Origin of the sequence: Streptomyces incanus, from assembly GCF_042656345.1 — a bacterium.
Taxonomy (GTDB): domain Bacteria; phylum Actinomycetota; class Actinomycetes; order Streptomycetales; family Streptomycetaceae; genus Streptomyces; species Streptomyces incanus.
In genome coordinates, this window is record NZ_JBHSPC010000032.1 from 193762 (window position 1) to 209278 (window position 15517).

13 protein-coding genes and 1 riboswitch are annotated in these 15517 nt (G+C 74.2%); of the genes, 3 read left to right on the plus strand and 10 right to left on the minus strand.

The window, feature by feature from the left end; all coding sequences use genetic code 11:
* Positions 1–396: 396 nt before the first annotated feature.
* From cobC to ACFP2V_RS12825, 10 genes are all read right to left on the minus strand, one after another.
* Entirely contained in the window at positions 397–2253 is a 1857-nt protein-coding gene (gene cobC, locus ACFP2V_RS12780; RefSeq protein WP_381210151.1) for an Rv2231c family pyridoxal phosphate-dependent protein CobC, read from the minus strand.
* Positions 2250–3725, minus strand: a complete 1476-nt coding sequence (locus ACFP2V_RS12785; RefSeq protein ID WP_381210385.1) for a cobyrinate a,c-diamide synthase — start codon at positions 3723–3725, stop codon at positions 2250–2252. Before ACFP2V_RS12785 ends, cobC begins: the two co-directional genes overlap by 4 nt.
* A gap of 8 nt (positions 3726–3733) precedes the next feature.
* Positions 3734–4333: a cob(I)yrinic acid a,c-diamide adenosyltransferase gene (gene cobO, locus ACFP2V_RS12790; RefSeq protein WP_381210154.1), complete on the minus strand. Its 600-nt coding sequence runs from the start codon at positions 4331–4333 to the stop codon at positions 3734–3736.
* Positions 4333–6348 (minus strand): putative cobaltochelatase, encoded by a 2016-nt coding sequence (locus ACFP2V_RS12795; protein WP_381210157.1) that lies wholly within the window; start codon positions 6346–6348, stop codon positions 4333–4335. The genes cobO and ACFP2V_RS12795 overlap by 1 nt, the downstream gene beginning before the upstream one ends.
* Positions 6345–6518: a hypothetical protein gene (locus ACFP2V_RS12800; protein ID WP_381210160.1), complete on the minus strand. Its 174-nt coding sequence runs from the start codon at positions 6516–6518 to the stop codon at positions 6345–6347. Before ACFP2V_RS12800 ends, ACFP2V_RS12795 begins: the two co-directional genes overlap by 4 nt.
* Positions 6518–6778, minus strand: a complete 261-nt coding sequence (locus ACFP2V_RS12805; protein ID WP_381210162.1) for a hypothetical protein — start codon at positions 6776–6778, stop codon at positions 6518–6520. Before ACFP2V_RS12805 ends, ACFP2V_RS12800 begins: the two co-directional genes overlap by 1 nt.
* A complete protein-coding gene (locus ACFP2V_RS12810; RefSeq protein ID WP_381210165.1) occupies positions 6775–8310 on the minus strand; it encodes a cobyric acid synthase in 1536 nt (511 codons plus the stop codon). The genes ACFP2V_RS12805 and ACFP2V_RS12810 overlap by 4 nt, the downstream gene beginning before the upstream one ends.
* Before the next feature lie 32 nt (positions 8311–8342).
* A complete protein-coding gene (locus ACFP2V_RS12815) occupies positions 8343–9377 on the minus strand; it encodes a cobalamin biosynthesis protein (RefSeq protein ID WP_381210168.1) in 1035 nt (344 codons plus the stop codon).
* Positions 9378–9502: 125 nt separating this feature from the next.
* Positions 9503–9641, minus strand: a riboswitch (cobalamin riboswitch).
* 283 nt (positions 9642–9924) lie between these two features.
* Positions 9925–10146, minus strand: coding sequence for a hypothetical protein (locus tag ACFP2V_RS12820; RefSeq protein ID WP_381210171.1), 222 nt, complete (start codon positions 10144–10146; stop codon positions 9925–9927).
* 32 nt (positions 10147–10178) lie between these two features.
* On the minus strand, positions 10179–11429 hold the full coding sequence (locus ACFP2V_RS12825; protein ID WP_381210174.1) for an inorganic phosphate transporter: 1251 nt from the start codon (positions 11427–11429) through the stop codon (positions 10179–10181).
* Positions 11430–11636: 207 nt separating this feature from the next.
* Here ACFP2V_RS12825 and ACFP2V_RS12830 point away from each other — a divergent pair, with 207 nt between their 5' ends.
* The 3 genes from ACFP2V_RS12830 to ACFP2V_RS12840 all read left to right on the plus strand — a co-directional run bounded on the left by ACFP2V_RS12830 (position 11637) and on the right by ACFP2V_RS12840 (position 15468).
* Positions 11637–12386: a class II aldolase/adducin family protein gene (locus tag ACFP2V_RS12830; protein WP_381210176.1), complete on the plus strand. Its 750-nt coding sequence runs from the start codon at positions 11637–11639 to the stop codon at positions 12384–12386.
* Between the two features lie 222 nt (positions 12387–12608).
* On the plus strand, positions 12609–13748 hold the full coding sequence (locus ACFP2V_RS12835) for an alpha/beta hydrolase (RefSeq protein WP_381210179.1): 1140 nt from the start codon (positions 12609–12611) through the stop codon (positions 13746–13748).
* A gap of 262 nt (positions 13749–14010) precedes the next feature.
* Positions 14011–15468 carry a hypothetical protein gene (locus tag ACFP2V_RS12840; protein ID WP_381210182.1) on the plus strand — a complete coding sequence of 486 codons (1458 nt, stop codon included), beginning with the start codon at positions 14011–14013 and terminating at the stop codon, positions 15466–15468.
* Positions 15469–15517 lie beyond the last annotated feature (49 nt).

The window sequence follows — 15517 nt, forward strand, 5'->3', positions numbered from 1 at the left end:
ACCTGACACCGGCGGCCACGACGACGACATCGACGCCCCGGGCCCGGCGTTCCCACCGCCGGCCCCGATGCCGCGCGGCCCCCTTGCTGTTCCCGCACGGGGCGCCGCAGCAGAGGCCCCCGCGGCCATGGCCTTACGGGCCCGGTGCTCCCGGCACCGGGCCCGCAGCCGTCGGTGGTCCGGGTTCTCGCGCCGCGCGTCCCCACTGCGGACTGCCCCGAGGGCCGGCGTTCTCGTGTCGACCTGCCGGCGGGCCGGGTCGGCCCGGCAGGCGTGGTGGCGCGTTCCGGCGATGCCCGGAACGGACGGACGCGGAGACCCCGTCCGGTGCTTCGCCTCCGCCCCTCACCCACCCAGGGTGGGTGAGGGGCGGGCCGCTGCCGTGTGCGGCTCGGCTCAACCCCCGTCCAGGGCCCGGCCCAGCGCCTCCAGGAACGCGTCCGTCGTCCCACGGTCGCGCACCGCGACACGCAGCCAGCGCTGGTCGAGGCCCGGGAAGGTGTCCCCGCGCCGTACCGCGAAACCGAGTGCGCGCAGGCGCTCCCGTACGGCCGCCGCGTGCGGGAGCCGGAAGAGGACGAAGGGGCCCCGGGCGCCTTCCACGGCCCGTACCCCGCGGTCGGCGAACTCCTCGAGGCCGGTGAGGAGACGGGAGCGGTCCGCGGCGACGCGGCGGGCCGCCTCGGCCGCCTCAGCCAGGGCCCCGGGCCCGACGCACGCCTCCGCCGCCGCCAGTGCGGGCGTGGACACCGGCCACAAGGGCTGCGCCCGCGTCAGCAGTTCGATCGTCTCCGGCCCTGCCAGGACGTACCCGATGCGCAGCCCCGCCAGGCCCCACGTCTTGGTGAGGCTGCGCAGGACCACCAGCCCCGGTACGTCCGTCCGGCCGGCCAGTGCCTCCCGCTCGCCCGGCACCGCGTCCAGGAACGCCTCGTCCACGACCAGGGTCCGACCCGGCCGGGCGAGCCGGGCGATGTCGGCGGCCGGGTGCAGCACGGACGTCGGATTCGTCGGGTTGCCGATCACCACCAGGTCCGCGGCCTCGGGAACCGCGTCGGGGTCCAGCCGGAAACCGTCCTCCTCCCGCAGCAGCACCCGGTCGACCGTGTGTCCCGCGTCCCGCAGCGCCGCCTCCGGCTCGGTGAACTGCGGATGCACCACCACCGGCCGGCGCACCTTCAGCGTCCGCGCCAGCAGCACGAACGCCTCCGCCGCCCCCGCCGTCAGCAGCACCCGCTCCACCGGCAGCCCGTGCCGCTCCGCCACCGCGGCCCGCGCCGCCCGCCCGTCCGGGTAGGCGGCGAGGCCGGCCACCGACTTGGTGATGTGCTCGCGCAGCCACGCCGGGGGAGTGCCCGAGCGGACGTTCACGGCGAGGTCGACCAGCGCGGAGCCGTCGTCCCGGACCTCGGCGTCCCCGTGGTGTCGCAGGTCGTGCATGCTGCCCTCCGATTCAGCTCGCATGGGAGTGCGGGTGCGGGTGCGTGTGCGTGTGCGTGTGTTCGTGTCGGCCGGGTCCGTCGTCGTCCGGCCGTGAGGCGTTCGGTACGACATCCCCGGCGTCGCCGGCCGCCGTACGACGGCGCAGGTCGCCCTCGCGGGCCGCCCGTCCGCACGCTCCGACTTGCGCTTGGGCACGAGGAGTTCGCCCCCGCCCACCAGCGCGGCGGCCTCCGCGACCGACGGGGTGCCGACGGCGGCCAGCGGCGCGTCGGACGGGTGGGGCACCTCGACGCGCGCCAGCTCCCCGGAGCCGTGGGCCACCAGGGGCACACCCAGCCGCCGGGCCGCCTCCACGATGCCGGGCTCCTCGGCCTTCGCGTCCCCGGTGGCCAGGTGGGCGAGTGACGTGGCAGACAGCCCGGCGTCGCGCAGGGCCGCCTCGATCAGGGCGAGCAACTCGTCGACCGGGACGCCCTTCGAGGCACCGACCCCGACGACGAGGGACGGCGGCCGGAGGACGGCCTCCCCCGCGCGCGGCTCGACCAGACGGTCCGTGAGGCGGAGCGTGTACGCCCCCTCGCCGGCGACCGGCACCGGCGGCAGCGGCCAGGTCACCTCGGCACACAGCGCCACCGCTTCGCCGTCCAGCAGGGCGCGCGACACGGCGGCCACGTCGCCCTCCACCGGCAGGCCCAGCATCCGTGGACCGGCGGCCGGGCCCACGACACCGGTCGCCGGGGTCACCACCGGCACGGCGCCCAGCACCTCGGCGGCCTCGCGCGCGCGGCCGCTCGTCCCGCCGCCGCTCATGAGGTCCGGCACCGCTCCACGAACCGGTGGGCCACACCGGCCTCGGACGCCCAGTGCGTGTGCAGATAGCTGGCGTGCACACCGCGCCGCACGAATCCTTCGACGCGCGGTGCCGGTGTCCGCACACCCCACGCGGGTGTGTCCCCCGCGCCGGGCTCGACGACGGTGCGGTGGAACTCGTGCCCCCGCATCCGCGTCCCGGCCCCGGTCAGCACGCTGTCCGACACGGCCACCGCGTCCCGGTAACCGAGGGTGAGCCGCTCGGTCATCCGCGCGGTGGCGTCCAGCACCCCGCACATGGGCACACCGTCCAGCTCCCGGCACAGATACAGCAGTCCCGCACACTCGGCGGCCACCGGAGCACCGCTCAGAGCCAGTTCGGCGACGGCCTTCCGCAGCGGCTCGTTGGCCGACAGCTCGGTGGCGTACATCTCGGGAAACCCGCCCCCGACGACCACTCCCCGGGTCCCCTCGGGCAACTCCTCGTCCCGCAGAGGATCGAAGACGACGACCTCGGCCCCGGCGGCAGCGAGCAGCTCGGTATGCTCCGCATAGGAGAACGAGAACGCGGCCCCACCGGCAACGGCGACCACCACTGGCCCGTCCGGCGAGTGAGGACGAGGCCGTCCAGGCCGAAGCAGGGGGCCGGGGGCGGCAGTCCCCGGGGCCGGGCCGGGTCGGGTCGGCGGGGGCGAAGAACTCAGAACCTCGGCCGCGTCCCAACCCGCACAGGTCAACGCACCGGCATTGCGCGCCAGTTCGACCAACGCCTCCAGATCGCACCCGGCGGCCACCTGCGCGGCCATCGCCGCAACCGCCTCCACCGCACTGTCCCGCCGCTCGGCGACCGGCACCAACCCCAGATGCCGCGACGGTGTGTCGACCCGCGGAGCCCGCCGCACCACACCGAGCACCGGCACCCCCGACGACTCCAACGCCTCCCGCAGCAACGCCTCGTGCCGGTCCGACGCGACCTTGTTGAGGATCACGCCTCCGATCCGCACCTCCGGATCCCACGTCACGAACCCGTGCACCAGCGCCGCCACCGACCGGGACTGCGACGACGCGTCCACGACCAGCACCACCGGCGCCCGCAGCAGCTTCGCCACCTGGGCCGTGGACGCCAGCTCCTCCTGCCCCGCGGCCCCGTCGTACAGCCCCATCACGCCTTCGACGACCGCGATGTCACACCCGCGCGCCCCGTGCAGGAACAGCGGACCGATCAGGTCGGGCCCGCACAGGTACGCGTCCAGGTTGCGCCCCACGCGCCCGGTGGCCAGCGAGTGGTATCCGGGGTCGATGTAGTCCGGCCCGACCTTGTGCGGGGACACGGCGAGTCCCCGCGCGGCGAGCGCGGCCATCAGCCCCGTGGCGACGGTGGTCTTGCCGCTGCCCGACGAGGGCGCGGCGATGACCAGCCGGGGCGGCGCCGCCGACGTTTGCGCCGCCGATGCCTGCGCCGCCGACGGCATCGACGTCCTCACCACTCGATGCCCCTCTGCCCCTTCTGCCCCGCGTCCATCGGGTGTTTGACCTTGGACATGTCGGTCACGAGGTCGGCGAAGTCCACGAGCTTCTCCGGCGCGTTCCGCCCGGTGATCACGACGTGCTGGGTCCCGGGCCGCTCGCGCAGCACCGACACGACCTCGTCGGTGTCGATCCAGCCCCAGTGCATCGGGTACGCGAACTCGTCCAGCACGTACAGCCGGTACGTCTCGGCGGCCAGATCCCGCTTGACCTGCTCCCAGCCTTCCCGGGCCTTCTCCTCGTTGTCCAGCTGGGCGTCCCGCTGCACCCAGGACCACCCCTCGCCCATCTTGTGCCAGTCGACGCTGCCCCCCTCGCCGGAGGCGCCGAGCACCCGCAGCGCGTTCTCCTCGCCGACCTTCCACTTCGCCGACTTGACGAACTGGAACACCCCGATCGGCCAGCCCTGGTTCCAGGCCCGCAGCGCCAGCCCGAAGGCGGCCGTCGACTTGCCCTTCCCGACGCCCGTGTGCACGACGACCAGCGGCCGGTTGCGCCGCTGACGCGTCGTCAGTCCGTCCTGCGGTACGACACTCGGCTGTCCCTTCGGCATTACGCCGCCCTCCTTGTTCCGGCACCCTGCACATCCCTGACCAGCCCGGCGATCGAGTCCGCCCGCAACTCGTCCAGCGTCACCGCCGTACCGCCCAGCTCACCCGCGAGCTGCCCCGCCAGACCCAGGCGCACCGGCCCCGCCTCGCAGTCCACCACCACGGAAGCCGTCCCCTCGGCGGCCAGCAGCCGTGCCGCCCGCCCGGCGAGGGCGACCGGTTCCGGGCCACCGGTGGCCCGCCCGTCGGTCACCACCACGACCAGCGGCCGCCGCGCCGGGTCCCGCAGCCGCTCCACACGCAGCACGTCGTGCGCCTTGAGCAGCCCTGCCGCGAGCGGCGTACGCCCGCCGGTCGGCAGCGACTCCAGCCGGACCGCCGCCGCGTCCACGGACGAGGTCGGCGGCAGTGCCACCTCGGCGGCCGCCCCGCGGAAGGTCACCAGCCCCACCTTGTCCCGCCGCTGGTAGGCGTCGAGCAGCAGCGACAACACGGCACCCTTCACGGCGCTCATCCGCTGCCGCGCGGCCATCGACCCGGAGGCGTCGACCACGAACAGCACGAGATTGGACTCGTGGCCCTCCCGCACCGCCTGCCTGAGATCGTCCCGCCGGACCACCAGCCCCGGGCCGCTGCGCCCCCGTGCCCGCTGATACGGCGCCGCAGCCCGCACGGTGGCAGCCAGATGCAACTTGGTCAGCGCACCCTGAGGCCGGCGCGCCCCCGTGGTCCGTCCGCGGTCGGTCCGCGCCCGCGACCGCCGCCCGGCGGCACCCTCACCGATGCCGGGGACACTCAGCGTCTTCGTACGGAAAGGCTCGGCGGCCTGTACGGTGGACTGCTCCCCGGCACCGGGCCCCGCCTGCGGTTCCCCGCCCTCGCCGGCCTCGGGCCGCGCGGAGGCGTCACCCCCCTGAGGGCCGTCCCCGGGTGCCGGCTGCCCACCCGGGCCATTGCCCGGGCCACCGCCCGGTCCCGGGTCGGGGTCGTCGTCGCCCTCGCCCCGGTCGCCGAACTCCTCCAGCGTTTCGTCGAGTTTGTCCTCGTCCAGACCGGGCGCGTCGAAGGGCGAACGACGCCTGCGGTGCGGCAGGGCCAGGAGCGCGGCCTGTCGCACATCCTCGGCGAGCACATCGGTCCGCCCCGCCCACGCGGCCAACGCGGTCGCGGTGCGCGCCATCACGATGTCTGCGCGCATGCCGTCCACCTCGAAAGCCGCGCAGGTCGCGGCGATCTGCCGCAGCGCCGCGTCCCCGAGCCGCACCGACGGCAGCAACTCCCGTGAGGAGGCGATGTGTTGCCGCAGCGCGGCCTCCTCGTCGGCCCACCGGGCCGCGAAGGCGGCCGGTTCGTCGTCGTACGCGAGCCGCCGCCGGACCACCTCGACCCGCTGGTCCGGTTCCCGCGAGGCGGACACCTCCACGGTGAGCCCGAAACGGTCCAACAGCTGGGGTCGCAGCTCGCCTTCCTCGGGGTTCATGGTCCCGACCAGCAGGAACCGCGCGGCGTGACGCACGGAGACACCCTCGCGCTCGACGTACGAGGCGCCCATGGCCGCGGCGTCAAGCAGGAGGTCCACGAGGTGGTCATGCAGAAGATTGACCTCGTCGACGTAGAGGATCCCGCGATGCGCGTCGGCGAGCAGGCCAGGTTCAAAGGCTTTGACGCCCTCGGAGAGCGCCCGCTCGATGTCGAGCGCGCCCACCAGCCGGTCCTCGGAGGCACCGACGGGCAGTTCGACCATCCGCGCCGGCCGGTCCACCCCGGCGCCCACTTCATGAGGACCGTCAGGGCACTTTGGGGCGGGTGCGCCCGGAGCGCAGGAGAAACGGCACCCGGAAACCACGTCCACCGTCGGCAGCAGCGCCGAGAGGGCGCGTACGGCGGTGCTCTTCGCGGTGCCCTTCTCGCCTCGTACCAGGACTCCGCCCACTGCTGGGCTCACCGCGTTGAGAAGCAGGGCAAGACGCAAGTCGTCCTGGCCGACAATCGCAGTGAAAGGGTAGGGCGTACTCATGTGCGGACCACTCCTTCGGGTGACTCCTGGGGGATGGGGGCGAGCGCGGAACACGAGAGCGGCAGGATCAAGGCCTGCTCCCCGCCGACGCGGGAGCGGTCCTGGGGTGCGCCGACGGCGTTGGGGCAGGGCCAGGTCGTCCCCGCCGATACGGGGGTTCCGAGGGACATCACTGGTCTTCCTCCAGGTCGCCCTCATGGTCGAGGCAGGTTGCCCGGAGCCGGTCCAGGGTCTTCTGGTCCGGCTCCGCCTCCCCGGCACGCTTGTCACCCAGCAGCCGGACGACGGCGAGTTCCACGCCGTCCAGCAGCGCGGGCAGTTCCGCCGCCACGTTCACGCGGGTCGGTTTGCCGATCCGGCAGGAGACGCCGGGGGCGGCGGGGACCGCCGGCAGATCCGTGTCGACGGTCGACCACGACACGGTGCTCACGCGGGCGCTCCCGGTGGAACGAACGGCAGTCCCTGCGGGGCGCCGGACTCGATGAGCCGCCACAGCGCGTCCGTGTCCGCGTGCTGTTCGATCAGATCGCCGAGCCGGTCGAGCTGTTCCTCGCGCAACGCGGCGAACGAGGTGTCGGGGGCCGGTACGAAACGGCGTCCCGCGGCGGCGGCCACCTCGCGCAGGAAGGCCCGGCGGAAGCCGTCCGACTCCAGCGAACCGTGCCAGTGCGTGCCCCAGGTCTGCCCGACCCGGCAGCCATCGAGGCTGTGTCCCCTGCCATCGGAGATGAACGCCGTACCTCCCCTTACGTCGGCGACCCCGTGATGGATCTCGTAGCCCTCGACGGGCTCCCCGAGGGCCTCCCCGACGGGCCGCTCGAGCGTCTTCTCCCGTGCGAACCGCACCCGTACGGGCAGGATCCCGAGCCCGTCGACCCGGCCGGCGCGGCTCTCCACGTCGTCCTCGATGTGCTCGCCGAGGATCTGGAAGCCCCCGCAGATCCCGAGTACGGGCCGCCCCTCGGCGGCCCGCCGCTTCAGGGCGTCCGCGAGCCCGCGCTCCCGCAGCCACTGAAGCGCCCGTACGGTGCCGCGCGTGCCCGGCACCACCACGAGGTCGGCGTCGGCCAGTTCCTCGGGCCGGTCCACGAAACGGACCACGACGCCCGGTTCCGCGGCCAGCGCGTCCACGTCCGTGAAGTTGGACATCAGCGGCACCGCGCACACGGCGACCCGCAGCACGTCCTCGCCGACCGGCGCGGCGACCGCGGACTCCCGCACGGCGCCCCGCAGGGACACCGCCAGTCCGTCCTCCTCGTCGATGCCGAGCCCGTGCCGGAAGGGCAGCACGCCGTACGTGTGCCGCCCGGTCAGACCGTGCAGCATGTCCAGGCCCGGCTCCAGCAGCGACACATCGCCCCGGAACTTGTTCACCAGGAAGCCGGCGACCAGCTCCTGGTCCTCGCGTGACAGCAGCGCGACGGTGCCGAAGAAGGAGGCGAAGACCCCGCCGCGGTCGATGTCGCCGACGACGAGGACGGGGAGCGAGGCGTTCCTGGCGATCCCCATGTTGACGATGTCGGTGCGCCGCAGATTGATCTCGGCCGGGCTGCCGGCCCCTTCGCAGATCACCGCGTCGTACGTGGCCCGCAACTGCGCGAGCGAGTCCAGCACCGTGCCCAGGAGCTGTTGTTGCCGCCCGCCGTGGTAGCCGCGCGCGCTCAGCTCACCGACCGGCTTGCCCAGCAGCACGACCTGGCTGCTCCGCTCGCCGCCCGGCTTGAGCAGCACCGGGTTCATCAGCGCGGTCGGCTCGACCCGGCAGGCCTGGGCCTGCATGGCCTGCGCCCGCCCGATCTCGGCGCCCTCCCGCGTCACGAACGAGTTCAGCGACATGTTCTGCGCCTTGAACGGCGCGACCTTGACGCCCTGCCGCACCAGCCACCGGCAGATCCCGGCGGTCACCACACTTTTGCCGGCGTCCGACGTCGTACCGGCGACCAGCAGCCCCCCGCCGGTCATACCGCTCGGTATACCGACCGACCTACCGTCCGTCATGCCGTACGTCCCTTTCCACGAGCTTCCGCGACGGTCCGCAGACCGGTCCGGGCGGCGGCCCGAACACCGGTGCGTACGCCGGTACGCGCAACGGTCCGTATGCCGATGCGCGCGGCGGCGCCGACGCCGAGTGCCAGCCAGCCGACGCGCCGCGAGAGCCGTACCGCGCGGTCGATGTCCGCCACGGCCACGGCACGGCCGCCGCCGTTGAGGGCGGGTCGGTGCTCGACCCGCCCGGCGTAGGACAGCGTCCCGCCGAGCCGCACGCCGAGCGCGCCCGCGAAGGACGCTTCCACGGGCCCGGCGTTGGGACTCGGATGCTTCGCGGCATCCGCGCGCCAGGCCAGGACGGCACCCCGCGGATCCGGCCCGGCGACCGCGGCGAGCACGGCGGTCAGCCGTGCCCCGGGCCACCCGGCGACGTCGTCGAGGCGCGCGGAGGCCCAGCCGTACCGCAGATGGCGGGGGGACTTGTGGCCGACCATGGCGTCCAGGGTGTTGACGGCCCGGAACCCGAGCAGCCCCGGCACACCGGCGACGGCACCCCACACCAGGGCGCCCACCACGGCGTCGGAGGTGTTCTCGGCGACGGACTCCACGACCGCGCGGGCGATCCCTTCGGCGTCCAGCGCCTGCGGGTCCCGCCCGCACAGGTGCGGCAGCCGCGCCCGCGCGGCCTCGATTCCTTCGGCGGTCCCGGATTCCAGGGCGCGCCCGATGGCGCGGGCCTCCCGGGCCAGCGACGTCCCTCCGACGACGGCCCAGGTGGCCGCGCCGGTCAGGGCGACGGAGGCGGCGGGGGAGGACCGTACGCAGCGGGCGGCCAGGCTCCCCAGAGCGACGACCCCGCCGACGCAGACGGCGGTGTGCAGCGTGCCCCGGCCCCGGTCGTCCTGCCACAGAACCCGTTCCACGGCAGCCGCGGCCCGCCCGAAAGCGGCGACCGGATGCCCTCGGCGGGGATCGCCGAGAAGCAGGTCGCCGAGAAGGCCGGCGGCGGCGCCGTACGCGAACTCGCGATCGGCACCCATGGGTTCAGCCGGTGAGGGATCCGGTGGGAATGGCCGCCCCGAGCCGGGGCGGAGCATCGCTGGTCGACCTCAACAGGCAGCCGGGCATGGCGGTATGTCCTCACTCAGGGTGTCCACGCCCTGGTTCGACGAGACCGGCGGTGGGAGTTCCTGGCTCCCGGGGTCGTTCACCCCGGTGACAGTGGCGGGACCGCGCCGGATTCGCACCGGCTTCCTCTCCTGCCGCCGTAATGGCTCCGGCAGTTCACCACGGTCCGGAAGAACCGTCAACTTGCCTTTGACCTGCGAGGCTGAAGTGTGCTGAGGCCCACAGAGGGGTTCCGGAGGGTGAACCGCGGGCAGGGGACTCCGCGGCGTGACGGGCGGAGCGGAAACGGCCGGCGGGCGGCCAGGGACCGGTCGACGGATGGTCCGGGAAGCGCGAAACGGGCGGTACGGAGGCAACGTGCCCCGCACCGCCCGCCAAACGGACGACATGACCCCGACCGGGACGCAGGCCCGGGCCCTGCCCCGGGATCAGGCAGCCGTCAGGCGCATCAGGAAGCCATCAGGCCATGATCAGATAGATCCCGTACGCCACCGCCGCCGCGCAGGCCGCGAAGCAGGCGTAGGCGCCGGTGACCGCCAGGACCGCGGACTCGCCCTGGGCGGCGGCCCGTTCACGGCGGGACAGGCCGGTAACGCCCAGGGTGAACAGGGCTACCAGGGCCACGGTGACCACGAGGCTGACGCCGAAGACGGAACCGAGGGCCGCCCAGTCGATCTTCATGGTGCTCTTCTCCTACGTGTCTTCCTGCGGGGTCAGACCGTGGTCCTGGCCGGAGGGGCCATCGGGTCGGTGGGGGCCGGGATGGTGGCCGAGAGCTCCTCGGCCACGGGGCTCGCCGGCGGGGGGGCCACCGCGGCCATGGCCGCGGTCACGACGCCGCTCTGCTCCTCGTCGGTGGCATCGGTGGCGTTGACATTGGTGTGGTCGACGACCTCGCGCCGGGAGATCTTCCAGATCGCCGCACTGGAGGCGACCAGGAAGACGGCGACGAGGGCGGTGCCCCAGCTGCCGAAGCCGCAGACCCACTCGGCGATCGCCGCGGCCAGGGCCGCCGCCGGCAGCGTCAGGCCCCAGGCGACGAACATCCGGGTGGCCGTCGACCAGCGGACCACGCCGCCCTTGCGGCCCAGGCCCGCGCCCATCACGGAACCGGAGACGGAGTGCGTGGTGGACAGGGAGAAACCGAGGTGGGAGGAGGCCAGGATGACCGTCGCGGCGCTGGTCTGGGCGGCGAAGCCCTGCTGCGGCTGGAGGTCGGTCAGGCCCTTGCCCATGGTGCGGATGATGCGCCAGCCACCGAGGTAGGTGCCGAGCGCGATGGCGATGCCCGCGGAGAGGATGACCCACATCGGCGGGTCGGAGTCCGGGGCGAGGGTGCCGCCGGCGATCAGGGCCAGGGTGATGATGCCCATCGTCTTCTGGGCGTCGTTGGTGCCGTGGGCCAGGGAGACCAGACCGGCGGAGGCGATCTGTCCGGCCCGGTACCCCTTCTCGGAGGCATTGCTGCCGGCCGACTTGCGGCCCATGCGGTAGGTCAGCCGGGTCGCGAACATCGCGGCCAGGCCGGCGACCAGCGGCGCGGCGACCGCGGGGATCAGTACCTTGGTGACCAGGACGTCGCCGTGCACCGCGCCGAAGCCCGCCGAGGCGACGGTGGCGCCGATCAGGCCGCCCATCAGGGCGTGCGAGGAGCTGGACGGCAGACCGACCAGCCAGGTCAGGAGGTTCCAGAGGATCGCGCCGACCAGTGCGGCGAAGATGACCTCGGGACGGATGCCGGCCTCGTCGACGAGGCCCTTGGAGATCGTGTTGGCGACCTCCACGGAGAGGAAGGCGCCCACCAGGTTGAGCACGGCGGACATCGCCACCGCGACCTTGGGCTTGAGGGCACCGGTCGAAATGGTCGTCGCCATCGCGTTCGCGGTGTCGTGGAAACCGTTCGTGAAATCAAACGCGAGTGCGGTTACCACCACAATCGCGAGGATCAGCGAGAAGCTTTCCATTTACCCAGGCAATCGTTCGAAGTCATTGGCGCGTTGAACCTAGGTAACCTGGGTGAACGGAAGATGAACTGGAACGGGCGGCAGGGTGACTGTGACGAAGCCGACTGCTCCACGGTGGGCCGAGGGCGGTCGCGGGCGGTCGGGGGCGGTCGGGGGAGCCGACGGGACGCCGTTGAAGAGATTTCGGTCACCCGGCAGGATCGCGGCATGACTGAGCGACAGGGGGACCGGCGGGGCGCGGAGGGCGCAGCACGCGCCGAGGACCGCCCGCAGCGCGTGAGGGAGCGGCGGGAGCGGCAGGACAGGGCCGTGAGCGGCGAGGAGGCGCACGCCTGGACCACCCTCGTCGGGGCGGCCCGCCGGAGCGTCTCGGACGGGCTCGTCGTCGGGACCTCCGGCAACGTCTCGGTGCGGGTCGGGGAGACCGTGCTGGTCACACCGTCGGGAGTGCCCTACGACCGGCTGACGCCGGACGACGTCACCGGCGTCGACCTCACCGGCCGGCAGGTCCTCGGCACCCTGGTCCCGACCAGCGAGCTGCCCATGCATCTCGCGGTGTACCGCACGACCGGCGCCCGCGCGGTGGTACACACGCACGCCGTGCACGCGACGGCCGTCTCCACGCTCGTCGACGAACTCCCGCTGATCCACTACATGGCCGCCGCGCTCGGCGGACCCGTCCGGGTGGCTCCCTACGCGACGTACGGCACCGACGAGCTGGCCGAGAACATGCTGCACGCCCTCGAGGGCCGTACCGGCTGCCTCCTCCAGAACCACGGCACCCTCACCCACGGCGCGACCCTCGACCAGGCCTACGACCGCACCGCCCAACTGGAGTGGATGTGCAGGCTCTGGCTGACCGCCTCGTCCGTCCCCGGCCGCTCCCCGAACCTCCTGTCGGCCGACCACCTGGCGGAGGTCACCGACCGCCTGCGGAGCTATGGACAGCGCGGCTGACCCGCCTGGCGGCGGAGGCGGGGCGGTGCCGCACTCCGGCGCGGTCGGGCGACGCGGGGCGGCGACGCCCTGACGTGGCGCCCCTTGACCGATCGATACCGCGCGACCTGGCGACTCGGTGGCCCGGTGTCCCGGCGCCTTGGTGACCCGCGTCCCGGCGTCCCGTGGGCTCGGGCCGTCGCTGGGGTGGCCGGTCGGCCGGTCGGCCGGGACACTGGGTGGGTGCGTACTGCCAGAGCGACGGCCGCTGCCGTCACCGCCGTGATAGGGGCCTCCGTCGCCGCGGTGGCGATCGGCCGGTTCGCCAGCGACGCCGCCCTCAAGGCGCCGCCGGGCAGGCCCCTGCCCACCGAGCCCCGGCTCACCGTGCACGGCACCGCCGCCGGCCAGGTCACCCTCACCCGACACCTCGTCGCGCTGCGGCCCGGCCGCTACGGCCTCTCCGGTGACGGCACCCACGCGGTCGTCGGACCCGTCCTGGACGGCGTCCCGGACTCCGCCGACACCGTCGTACGCCGCCTGGAACGTGTCATGCGGGGTGCCCTGGAGCCCGGCGACCGGGTCTGGCTCACCCCGAACCTCTACGTCGGCGACCCGGGGACAGCCCTGGGCCTGGCTCACACCGACATCGATGTCCCCGGCGAACTCGGCCCTCTCCCCGCCTGGTTCGTGCCGGGCGTCCGGGACACCTGGGTGATCGCGGTGCACGGCCTCGGCGCCACTCGGGAACACGCCATGAACCTCATGGAGTTCCTGCACCGCCACGACTTCCCGGTGCTCGTCCCCTCCTACCGGGGCGATCAGGGCGCACCGCGCTCGCCCGACGGCCTCAACCACCTCGGCGAGACCGAGTGGCGCGACCTCGACGCGGCGATCCGGTACGCGATGGACGCCGGTGCCCGGCAGGTCGTCCTGCTCGGCTGGTCCACCGGCGCGACCATGGCGCTGCGCGCCGCCGCCCGTTCCAAACTGCGCGATCACGTCGCCGGGCTGGTCCTCGACTCCCCGGTGCTCAGCTGGGAATCGACGCTGCGCGCCCTGGCCGCGGCCCGCCGCGTCCCCGGAGCGCTGCTGCCGCTGGCTGTCCGCGCCGCCCAGGGCCGCATCGGCCGCCACGGCGACCACCACGGGGGCCGTCACCTCGATACGCCGGGGCCGGAGCGCCTCGGCGTCCCCACCCTGATCGTCCACGGCTCCGGCGACACCGTGGCCCCCTGGCAGCTCTCCCGTCGCATGGCCGCCGCCCAGCCCAACATGGTCATCCTGCACGTGGTCGCGGACGCGCCGCACGGCGCCATGTGGAACGCCGACCCGGACACCTACGAAGAGGCGCTGCGCCGCTTCCTCACCCCTTTCATGTGACCGCCGCCTTCATGCGACCGCCGCGCCGCCCCGCCCGACTCGGTGCGGGACCGACTCGGTGCGGGACCGGGGCGTCCGTGTCCACCGGTCCCGCGGGCCGTCGCCGGGATTCCGCTCCGCGGCGTGTTCCCGCGTGCTCCCCGCCTGCCCCCGCCCCGTTTCCCTCCTCCGAGTGCCCCGCGACCTCGTGCGTTGGCCATCCCCTTCGCCGCCTGTGACATTCCGTTTGGGTTTTCGGACCGCCAACCGCGAGACTGCACCCGTGACGTCCCGTATCCCGCGCGACTCCAGGCTTCGACTTGTCCGCCCGCGATCCCTGGCCGCCGCCCCCAGGGCGATGAACCAGCAGCGCTCGCGCCGTCCCGCGCCGCGCCCGCCGGAAGGCACACCGGCACCCGCGGAGCTGGCCCGAATGGCGCGCTCCGGTCTGGCCGGCGCGGCCCGCGTCGCCCGCTGGGCCGACGCCGCACTGGGCCCCGGCCGGGGCAGCGCCACCGCCGCCGGCCAGGCCATCCTCTCCGACGCGACCGTCGAATGGGCGGCCGACGACCTGGGCCTGACGCCGGCCCAGGTCCGCGCCGACTGGGACACGGCCCGGCTCGCCGGCCTGGTCGAGGTGCACGGCGACACCGCCCGCCCCGGGTGGCGGCTGCGCGCCTGGGACCGTGACGACAGCGCTGTCCTGCGTGGTTGGGTCGCCCTGTTCGACGCCTGGTCGCTCGCCCACCCGGAACCCGAGGACCACGGGCCCGCCGCCGTGGGCGAGGTCGTCTCGGCCATGCCGCAGGTCCTCTCCTTCCTCCAGCTGTCGGCCGGCCCGGTCCCCGTCCCGCAGCTCCTCGACCTCCTGCAGCAGCGGGTCACCGAACTGCGTACGGAGCGCTGCGAGGTCGACTACGGGCCCCGCTCCTCCGGCACCGCCCACCCCGAGCGCTCGCCCGAGCCCGAGCTCAGGCCGCCCGCGCCCACTCCCGCCCTCACCGGGCCGGGTGCCGACGAGGTCCCGCTCGCCCCGCTCCTCGACTGGGCCCTGCGCGCCCTCGCCGTCGTGGGCGCCCTCACCTACGGCGAGGGACAGGCCACCCTCACCCCACTCGGCAGCTGGGCGGTCTGGGTCAAACTGGAGCAGATCTGCGTCGCCGCCCAGAGCCCCGCCGGGAACATCGAGCAGGGCGCCGAGGACATGCTCCGCGGCTGCGCCCAACTGCGCCCCAACGCGGCCCGCGCCGAGTACCGCGCCTGGCTCGCCGCCCGCCCGGTGGGCAGCGCCGTCACCGAACTGCTCGACGCCGCCCGTGGCGAGGACGCCCTGCTGCGCGGCCTCGCCTTCGAGGCGCTGCGGGTCGTCGGCGCCCCCGCCGAACCCGAGGTCCGCGCCGTGCACGACGAGCCGACGCTGCGGCCCTACGCCCTGCTGTGGCTCGCCGAGCACGAGGGCGCCGACCCCGAGGACGCCCACGAGGTCCTCACCCGGGCGGAGGCCACCTGGCTGTGGGTGGACACCGCCGCCGCGGTCGCCGACCACGGAGAGGCCCCGCTGCTGGTGCGGCATCTGGAATCCGCGGTCCAGCCCACCGTCCCCGCGCTGCTGAACGAGGTGCGTGCCGTCGGACACCCGCGGACCGTCCAGGTCCTGGTCGCCCTGGCCGCCGCGCACCCCGACCCGGCCTTGGCCAAAGCCGTCCGCCGGGCTGCCTTCCAGGTGCACACCGGAGGCTGACACCGGCACCTCGCACGACCCGCCAGCCCCGCACGACCCGCCAGCCCCG